Source organism: Promicromonospora sp. NPDC060204 (assembly GCF_042728455.1).
Taxonomy (GTDB): Bacteria; Actinomycetota; Actinomycetes; order Actinomycetales; family Cellulomonadaceae; genus Promicromonospora.
The window spans coordinates 1-6,018 of the sequence record NZ_JBHWZO010000331.1 but is presented as its reverse complement, the minus strand read 5'-3'; the positions used below and the strand labels follow the sequence as shown (position 1 = coordinate 6,018).

General features: G+C 68.7%; 4 protein-coding genes. All 4 read right to left on the bottom strand.

The window, feature by feature from the left end; all coding sequences use genetic code 11:
- Positions 1-41 precede the first annotated feature (41 nt).
- On the bottom strand, positions 42-1,985 hold the full coding sequence (typA, locus tag ACFWEJ_RS26375; protein WP_377232139.1) for a translational GTPase TypA: 1,944 nt from the start codon (positions 1,983-1,985) through the stop codon (positions 42-44).
- Between the two features lie 224 nt (positions 1,986-2,209).
- A complete protein-coding gene (locus ACFWEJ_RS26370) occupies positions 2,210-3,955 on the bottom strand; it encodes a dipeptide ABC transporter ATP-binding protein (RefSeq protein WP_377232138.1) in 1,746 nt (581 codons plus the stop codon).
- Positions 3,952-4,911: an ABC transporter permease gene (locus ACFWEJ_RS26365; protein WP_377232137.1), complete on the bottom strand. Its 960-nt coding sequence runs from the start codon at positions 4,909-4,911 to the stop codon at positions 3,952-3,954. The genes ACFWEJ_RS26370 and ACFWEJ_RS26365 overlap by 4 nt, the downstream gene beginning before the upstream one ends.
- On the bottom strand, positions 4,904-5,830 hold the full coding sequence (locus ACFWEJ_RS26360) for an ABC transporter permease (RefSeq protein WP_377232136.1): 927 nt from the start codon (positions 5,828-5,830) through the stop codon (positions 4,904-4,906). The genes ACFWEJ_RS26365 and ACFWEJ_RS26360 overlap by 8 nt, the downstream gene beginning before the upstream one ends.
- Positions 5,831-6,018: the final 188 nt, after the last annotated feature.

Below are 6,018 nucleotides of genomic sequence, written 5' to 3'. Positions count from 1 at the left end.
GGTTCATGGGCGAAGATCCAGCACTCAGCGACGCGGGAGCGTCAGCCGCGCTTGGCGCGAGCCGTGGCGCGGGCGCGGTCCGTGGCGTTCAGGATCACCTTGCGGATGCGGACGACCTCGGGGGTCACCTCGACGCACTCGTCCTCCTGCGCGAACTCGAGCGACTCCTCGAGCGTGAGCTTGCGCGGCGGGATCAGGTTCTCGAAGTTGTCAGCGGTGGCGGACCGCATGTTCGTCAGCTTCTTCTCCTTGGTGATGTTGACGTCCATGTCCTCGTTCCGCGAGTTCTCGCCGACGATCATGCCCTCGTACACCTCCTGCGTGGGGTCCACGAAGAAGGAGCCGCGCTCCTGCAGGTTGATCATGGCGAACGGCGTCACCTTGCCGGCGCGGTCCGCGACGAGCGAGCCCGTCATCCGCGACTCGATCGGGCCGTTCCAGGGCTCGTAGCCCTCGGAGATCGACGCCGCGATACCGGTACCGCGGGTGTCCGTGAGGAACTGGGTGCGGAAGCCGATCAGGCCGCGCGCCGGGACCATGAACTCCATGCGGACCCAGCCGGTGCCGTGGTTCGTCATGGTCTCCATGCGGCCCTTGCGCTGCGCGAGGAGCTGCGTGATGGCGCCGAGGTACTCCTCGGGCACGTCGATGGTCATGCGCTCCATGGGCTCGTGGAGCTTGCCGTCGATCTGCTTCGTGACGACCTGCGGCTTGCCGACCGTGAGCTCGAAGCCCTCGCGGCGCATCTGCTCGACCAGGATGGCCAGGGCCAGCTCGCCACGGCCCTGCACCTCCCAGGCGTCGGGACGCTCGGTCGGGAGCACCTTGAGCGAGACGTTACCGATGAGCTCGGCGTCCAGGCGGTCCTTCACCTGGCGGGCGGTGACCTTGTGGCCCTTGCCGCCCTTGCCCGCGAGCGGGGCGGTGTTGATGCCGATGGTCATCGAGATCGCGGGGTCGTCGACCGTGATGAGCGGCAGCGGGCGCGGGTCGTCGATGTCGGTGAGGGTCTCGCCGATCATGATGTCGGCGATGCCCGCGACGGCGACGATCTCGCCGGGGCCGGCCTTGTCGGTCGGCACGCGGTCGAGCGCCTTGGTCTCCAGCAGCTCGGTGATCTTCACGCTCTGCAGGGTGCCGTCATGACGGGCCCACGCGACGCTCTGGCCCTTGGACAGGGTGCCGTTGTGGATGCGCAGCAGCGCGAGGCGGCCGAGGAACGGCGACGCGTCGAGGTTGGTCACGTGCGCCTGCAGCGGCACGCCCTCCTCGTACGTCGGGGCCGGGATCTTCTCGAGGATGGTCGCGAACAGCGGCTCGAGGTCCTCGTTGTCCGGCAGGCCGCCGTCGGCGGGCTGGTCGGTGGAGGCGCGGCCGGCCTTGGCCGACGCGTAGACGACGGGCACGTCGAGGATGGCGTCCAGGTCGAGGTCCTCGACCTCGTCCGAGAGGTCACCGGCGAGGCCGAGCAGCAGGTCGGTGGTCTCGGCGACCACCTCGGTGATGCGGGCGTCGGGGCGGTCGACCTTGTTCACGACGACGATGACGGGCAGCTTCGCGGCCAGGGCCTTGCGCAGCACGAAGCGCGTCTGGGGCAGCGGGCCCTCGGACGCGTCGACGAGCAGCACGACGCCGTCGACCATCGACAGGCCGCGCTCGACCTCGCCGCCGAAGTCGGCGTGGCCCGGGGTGTCGATGACGTTGATGGTGATGCCGTCGGCCTCACCGTTCGCCGCCGCCGCGGGACCGGAGTACCGGATCGCGGTGTTCTTGGCGAGGATCGTGATGCCCTTCTCGCGCTCCAGGTCACCCGAGTCCATGACGCGGTCCTCGAGGTGCTGACGGGCGCCGAAGGATCCGGACTGCCTGAGCATGGCGTCCACGAGCGTGGTCTTGCCGTGGTCGACGTGCGCCACGATCGCGACGTTACGCAGGTCGGAACGGGTCGCACGGGCCGAGGTCGGCGCGGTTGCAGGCACGGTCACGAAGCACTCATTTCCAGAAGGGAGGTCAGGGGCGCGGACTCTGGTCCGAAGGGGACCGGTCTCGCAGCACCACCCATCTTACCCGCGAATCGAAATCCCCAGGTGTCGACCGTGTCACTGTGCGGTGAACACCCCCGGATGCGGTGCACACCCCCCGGAACGCGTCAGACGCTCAGGTCACCGGGGTGACCTGAGCGTCTGACACGTGCGTGGGAGGAGCGGGATCAGCCGCCGATCTCCAGGCTCGCGCCCGGGATCGCCGCCAGGAGGTCACGCGTGTACTCCTGCTGCGGGTTGTCGAACACCTCGTCGGTGGTCGCGTGCTCCACGATGCTGCCGTCCTTCATCACGGCCACCAGGTCGGCGATCTGCCGGACCACGGCCAGGTCGTGCGTGATGAACAGGAAGGACAGCCCCAGCTCGGCCTGCAGGTCGTTGAGCAGCGTCAGGATCTGCGCCTGGACCAGCACGTCGAGCGCCGAGACGGCCTCGTCGAGCACGAGCACCTCGGGCTTGAGCGCCAGCGCACGCGCGATCGCGATGCGCTGCCGCTGCCCGCCCGACAGCTCGTTCGGGAACCGGCGCATCGCCGCCTGCGGCAGCGACACCATGTCGAGCAGCTCGCGCACCCGCAGCTCGCGGGACTTGCGGTCGCCCACCTTGTGCAGGACGAGCGGCTCCTCGATCGAGCGGAAGATCGAGTACGTCGGGTCCAGCGACCCGTACGGGTTCTGGAACACCGGCTGCACCCGACGGCGCAGCGAGAACTGCTCCTTCGCGGACATCTTCGAGACGTCCTTGCCGTCGTACAGGACGCTGCCCGACGTCGGGTCGAGCAGTCCCAGCACCATGTTGGCCGCCGTCGACTTGCCGGAGCCCGACTCGCCCACCAGCGCCAGGGTGTGACCCTTGGGCAGCGCGAAGTTGATGCCGTCCACCGCGGTGAAGTCGGTGTGCGAGCCCGGCCGGGAGCCACGGATGTGGAACACCTTGGTCAGGTCCTTCGCCACGACGACGTCGGGCGCCGTCGTCTCCGCCTCGTCGGCGTGCTCGGCGAGCAGGTCGTCCGCCTCCTGCCCGCGCTCGTGCGCGGACTGGATGCGGCGGGAGGCCAGCGACGGGGCCGAGGACACGAGCCGCTTGGTGTACTCGTGCTGCGGGTCCTTGAGGATCTGCGCCGCCGGGCCGGACTCCACGACGCGCCCCTTGTACATCACGATGAGGTGCTCGGCGCGCTCGGCGGCCAGGCCCAGGTCGTGCGTGATGAACAGGACGGCCGTGCCGAGCTCCGCCGTCAGCCCTTCGAGGTGGTCCAGGATCTTCTTCTGGACCGTGACGTCGAGGGCCGACGTCGGCTCGTCCGCGATGAGCAGCTTGGGCCGCGAGGCCAGGCCGATCGCGATGAGCGCGCGCTGGCGCATGCCGCCCGAGAACTCGTGCGGGAACTGGCGCGCACGCCGGTCCGCGTCGGGCAGGCCGGCCTCGCTGAGCAGCTCGGCGACGCGCGCGGTGCGCTCCGCCTTGCCGCCCTGGAAGCCGTTGGCCACCAGCGCCTCGTCGATCTGCGCGCCGATGCGCCACACCGGGTTCAGGTTGGACATCGGGTCCTGGGGCACCAGGCCGATCTCCCGGCCGCGCAGGTCCTCGACCTGCTTGCGCCCCAGTCCGACGAGCTCGCGACCGCCGAACGAGATGGACCCGCCGGTCACCTTGCCGGTGCCCGGCAGCAGGTCGATGATCGCGTGCGCCGTCGTGGACTTGCCGGAACCCGACTCGCCCACGATCGCCACGGACTGCCCGGGGTAGACCGTGAGGTCCACGCCGCGGACGGCCTCCACGGTGCCGGCGGCCGTGGTGAACGAGATCTGCAGGTCCTTGATCTCGAGCAGCGGCGTGGTGTCGTCGTGCTTCTCGACGGGCACCGGGGCGTCCTCGGTGGTCCCGTCGGTGAGGGTGATCGTGGTGGTCATCGCTTCCTCGCCTTCGGGTCGAGGGCGTCGCGCACGACGTCGCCCATCATGATGAAGCTCAGCACGGTCAGCGCGAGCGCGGTCGCCGGGTAGATCATGATCTCCGGGGCGACCCGGATCGACGTCTGGGCCTTGGCGAGGTCGCCGCCCCAGGAGACGGTCGACGTCGGCAGACCGATGCCGAGGAAGCTCAGCGTGGCCTCCGCGACGATGAACGTACCGAGCGCGACCGTCGCGTAGACGATGATCGGCGCGGCCGAGTTGGGCAGCACGTGCTTGCCGAGGATCGCGCCCCGGCCCATGCCCAGCGCCTTGGCGGCGGTGACGAACTCGTTGTTCTTCACACCGAGCACCGCACCGCGCGTGATCCGGGCGATGGACGTCCACCCGAACACCGCCAGCACGATCGCGACCACGACCGCGTTCCGGTCGTCCAGCAGGCTCATGATGACGATCGCGGCGAGCACGAACGGCACGGCGAAGAAGATGTCGGTGAACCGCGACAGGAGCGTGTCGACCAGGCCGCCGAAGTAGCCGGCGATCGCACCGATGAGGGTGCCGATCACCACGACGAACAGCGTGGACAGGATGCCCACCGTGACCGACGCGCGCGCCCCGTAGACGGCGCGGGCGTAGATGTCGCAGCCCTGCTTGTCGAACCCGAAGATGTGCCCGGCGGTGGGCCCGCCCAGCGAGTCCTCCAGGTGGCACTCCGTGGGGCTGGTCGAGGTGAACAGCCCCGGGAACACCGCCATGAGGACGACGAACACGATCAGCGCCGCCGACACCCAGAACAGTGCCCGGTGACGCATGTCCCGCCAGGCCTCGGACCAGAGGCTGCGCGGTGCCTCGGACGTGTCGACGGCGTCGATCACGCCGACCTTGACCTCTTCCGGGGGCGCGACGAAGTGCTCCTGCCCCGGGCGGGGAGTCTTCTCGTAGCGGTTCTCAGGCATAACGGATCCTCGGGTCCAGGACGGCGTAGAACACGTCCACGAGCAGGTTGGCGAAGATGTAGACGATGACGAGCACCGTGGCCAGCGACACCACCGTCACGTTCTCGCCGCGGATGATCGCCTGGTAGAGGGTTCCGCCGACACCGTTGATGTTGAAGATGCCCTCGGTGACGATCGAGCCGGCCATGAGGTTGCCCAGGTCGATGCCGATGAAGGTGACCACCGGGATCAGCGAGTTGCGCAGCACGTGGCGCGACATCACCTTGTCCCGGGGCAGGCCCTTGGCCCGGGCGGTCCGCACGAAGTCCGCCGTGATGTTCTCGACGACCGACGTCCGTGTCAGTCGAAGGATGTAGGCGAAGGATGTCGTGGCGAGCACGATCGCGGGCATCAGCAGGCTGATGAAATCAGGGTCACGGCCGGCGGTGATCGGCAGCCAGCCGAGCTGCACGCCCACGACGGCCTGCATCACGAAGCCGATCACGAACGTCGGCACCGAGATGAGCACCAGGCTCCAGAGGAGGACGGTCGAGTCGAACAGCTTGCCCTTGCGGACGCCGGCCCAGAGACCGAAGCCGATGCCGAAGACCGTCTCGATGACGATCGCCATGAGGGCGAGCTGGAAGGTCACCGGGAAAGCCTGGGCGATCACTTCGACGACCGGGCGGCCGGTGAACGTGACGCCCATGTCGAAGGTGAAGACACCCTTGAGGAAGTAGAGGTACTGCATGAAGAACGGCTGATCCAGGTGGTACGCCTCGCGGATGGCGAGCTCGGCAGCTGGGGACAGGCCACGTTCGCCGCCCAGCGCGGCCACGGGATCGCCGGGGCGCAGGAACACCAGCCCGTACAGCAACAGCGTGGCGCCGAGGAACACGGGGATCACCTGCAGCAGCCGGCGTCCGATGTACCAGAGCATTCGTAGGTCTCCTTGGTTGATGGCTGCGGAACATTCTCCCGGACGTCACCCGGTGTTCTTGCTCCGCACAGTGGAGGGCGGGGCGCCGGGTGTACGCCCCCCCCCCCAAACCCCGGGCTCTGCAGTAAATAACAAACCCAGCACCCCCCACCCCCGCAAAAATCCCATTCCGGGTTTGGGGGGGGAGA